At 64.5% G+C, this 3,297-nt stretch carries 2 protein-coding genes and 1 pseudogene; 1 reads left to right on the top strand and 2 read right to left on the bottom strand.

The genetic code is table 11. The annotated features are described in order from the left end of the window. Nucleotides 1–71 precede the first annotated feature (71 nt). Nucleotides 72–1,811: a ParB/RepB/Spo0J family partition protein gene (locus PYV00_RS14330; protein ID WP_275228969.1), complete on the top strand. Its 1,740-nt coding sequence runs from the start codon at nucleotides 72–74 to the stop codon at nucleotides 1,809–1,811. A gap of 115 nt (nucleotides 1,812–1,926) precedes the next feature. Here the strand turns inward: PYV00_RS14330 and PYV00_RS14335 are convergent, their stop codons facing one another. Both PYV00_RS14335 and PYV00_RS14340 read right to left on the bottom strand, forming a co-directional pair. Beyond that, the gene (locus PYV00_RS14335; protein WP_275228970.1) at nucleotides 1,927–3,009 is read right to left on the bottom strand and encodes a metallophosphoesterase; all 1,083 of its coding nucleotides are present in this window, start codon (nucleotides 3,007–3,009) and stop codon (nucleotides 1,927–1,929) included. 35 nt (nucleotides 3,010–3,044) lie between these two features. Beyond that, nucleotides 3,045–3,297, bottom strand: a pseudogene (locus PYV00_RS14340) (hypothetical protein); the annotation flags it as partial.

A 3,297-nucleotide genomic window follows, 5' to 3' on the forward strand; every position in this document is an offset into this window, starting at 1 on the left:
CAAGGTCAACAACAGCTTTTAATGAATTGAATTTCTCCTTTCTTTTCAAACCCAACGCACGGAGCAGTGTCATGAAACTCGACTTCATCGCTTCCGACAAGATGTTCATCGACAAGACCAACATGCGCTACGGCAAGAAGCTGCCCGATGTCTCCGACATCATCGCGACGGTCCGCAAGCGCGGCGTCATCCAGCCGCTGATCGTCAAGCCCGCCGATGCCGATGGCCGGTCGGGCATCGTCGCGGGCGCGCGCCGCTGGACCGCCGACGCCCTGGTCCGCGCCGAAGGCATCGATCATGGGCCGCTGCCCTGCGCCATTCTCGAAGATGGCGACGATGCCGCCGCCATCGAGGCGTCGATGATCGAGAACCTCGCCCGGCTCGACCCCGACGAAGTGACCCAGTGGGAAACCTTCACGCGGCTGGTCAAGGAGGGCCGCGAGGTGGCGGATATTTCGGAGACCTTCGGGCTTCCCGAATTGATGATCCGTCGCGTGCTGGCGCTCGGCAATCTCATGCCGCGCGTCCGCGACCTCTATCGCCGCGAGGAGATCGACCGGGCGACCGTCCGCCATCTCACCATGGCGAGCAAGGCGCAGCAGCGCGCATGGCTGGCGCTGCTCGACGACCCCAGCGCCTATGTCCCGACCGGTCATCAGTTGAAGGCGTGGCTCTTGGGCGGGCAGTCGATCAGCGCCGCCCATGCGCTGTTCGACCTCGACGGATACAGGGGCGCGCTGGTTGCCGACCTGTTCGGTGACGACCGCTATTTCGCCGATGCCGATGCGTTCTGGACCGCGCAGAATGCCGCCATCGAGGCGCGGCGGGAGGCCTATCTCGAGGCCGGATGGAGCGATGTCGTGATCGTGCCCGCGTCCGAGCGGTTCGATAGCTGGGAATATGAGAAGGCGGCAAAGCGCAAGGGCGGGCGCGTCTATGTCGATGTCCGCGCCAACGGCGAAGTCGTTTTCCATGAAGGCTATCTGCCCCGCGCCGAGGCCCGCCGCATCGCGCACGGCGATCCGATCGTGGCGGGCGAAAAGCCCGTCCGCGCCGAGATCACCAGCGCCTTGGGCACCTATGTCGACCTGCATCGTCATGCCGCAGTGCGGGCAGCGATTGTAGCGCATTCCGGGGTGGCGCTGCGCTTGATGGTCGCCCATGCGATCATCGGCTCGCCGCTGTGGACCGTGCGGCCCGATCCACAATCGACCCGCAACGACGAGGTGCGCGAGAGCGTCGAAGCCAGCCTTGGCGAGGCGCGGTTCGACGAGCATCGCCGCGCCGTGCTGGCGGTGCTGAACCTTTCGCCCGACGAGCCGACCGTCACCGGCGGCAATGGCGACGACCATGGCCTTTGCCAGTTGTTCCATCGGCTGCTCGATCTGCCCGACGGGGTTGTGCTCGACATCGTCGCGGTCGCGATGGGCGAAACCTTGGCAGTCGGTAGCGCCGCCGTCGATGCGGTCGGCAACCATCTTGACATCGATATGGCCGACTGGTGGCAGGCCGATGCCTGCCTGTTCGAGCTGGTCCGCGACCGCGAGATCGCCTTCGCCTTGCTCACCGAAATTGGGGGCGGGGTGGTCGCCAAGGCCAATGAAGGCGAGAAGGCCAAGACGGTCAAGAAGATCGCCCGCGATCATCTGGACGGGGCGAATGGACGGGCGAAGGTCGAGCGCTGGGTGCCGCGCTGGATGCGCTTCCCGCCCGCCGCCTACACCACGCGGGGCGGTGTCGGGAGCGTCGAGGCCACGCGGCGCGCAGCGCGCGTCGAGCCAGAACCGCAGGTGGACAGGCTCGCGGCCTGACACGAAAAGAGACGCGGCGGGTCAAGGATCCGCCGCGTCTCCCCGGCGCGACCCGAGGGCTGAAAAATTCGCGCCGCGCGCCTCGGCTTTGCCTCGGCGCGCGGCATTTCGCCATTCAAGGCAAAGGTTCGCGCGACCCATCGGTGCTTGCCTTCCACCAGCGGCCGTTGGCACGAAGCGCGCCTTCCATCACAGGCGCCCCAGTTGTCTCGTCACGGTGTGGGTATACCTGAACTGCGACTATCTTACCGTCGAACAGCGGCTGCACGCGATCGACGACCGTATGCCCGACGAATATCCTCCGTACCCGGAACCGCTCGAGGCCGGCTTCAACGTCCTCTGCGCTTGCCTTCGCCGTGGCGCCCTTCACTGGGAAGTAGCCCCGATACCACATGGGGCCATCGCTGCCGGTAATCAGCTTCTCATCTTCGCTGAGGCTTGCGTTTTCAGTCGAGGGTATGTCGAACGTTGATCGATTGTGCCTGTTGATCGCATCGATGGACAGGCCGCGCGCAGCAAGTCGCGGCGAGACGCCGCCGTGCAGGAACAGCAGATCGCCGAGCTTCAGGATCGTTGGCCGGGAGCGAAGCCAGGCGCCAAGCAGTGTGTCTGACCCAAGTACTTCGCGATAGGAAGAAAACCCGAGCAGGGAGGCGGTTGCCGGATATTTGGGATGAAGATAGCGCAGGTCGCCGCGCAGATTCATCGCCTCGTGATTGCCGATGAGCACGTGAACGGCCCCACCGCTCGCTCGGGCTTCCCCTTCAAGTTTGTAAAGAAGCCAGAGTATCTCGGTCTGGTGTGCACCGCGATCCAGCATATCCCCAAGCACGACAAGACGGCCATTGCCGAAACGCCAACGCAAGTCTCGATCGACGATCCCCTGCCGCCGCAGGAGCGTCGCCATGATCTCATATTCGCCATGGGTGTCGGCCATCACAAATACCGGCGTTCTTGGATCGAGCGGCAGGTTGGCGGGCGGTGCTGTCCGGATCGGCGCACGCAAAGAAACGCTGAACCCTGGCACGCCGCCAACCGCATCAACATGGATCATTCCGACAGGCTTGGCGGGCTGCAGCCTGCCGCTCTCGGTCCAGTTCCGCACTCTCCAGGCCTGCCCCGAGCGATCTACAAACGGTGCGTCAGGACCAGATGGAAAGCCATTTGCGCTCTCAAGAAGTAGCGCCAGCGTGAGCATCACTCTGCGTCCAAACCCGATTTGCGGCTTTCTCCTCACGATTTGCTCGCCCGTGGAACCGGCCTAAATCCTGCCCGTTCGAGCGCGCCGAGCACCGCACCGCCATGACCCACGTCCTGCACCTCGACGACAAGATCGATCGCCGCACCCTTGGGGTTGAGCGCGAGTGACAGGCGGTCGTGGGCGACGTCGACGATGTTGGCGCCCGCCTCGCCGATCACGCCTGTAGCGCGACGATTACGGAGTCCGGTCGGCGTCAATTTTGATGGCCGATAGGTGGCCGCGCCG

Origin of the sequence: Novosphingobium album (ex Liu et al. 2023) (assembly GCF_029076845.1) — a bacterium.
In the GTDB taxonomy this organism is placed as follows: domain Bacteria; phylum Pseudomonadota; class Alphaproteobacteria; order Sphingomonadales; family Sphingomonadaceae; genus Novosphingobium.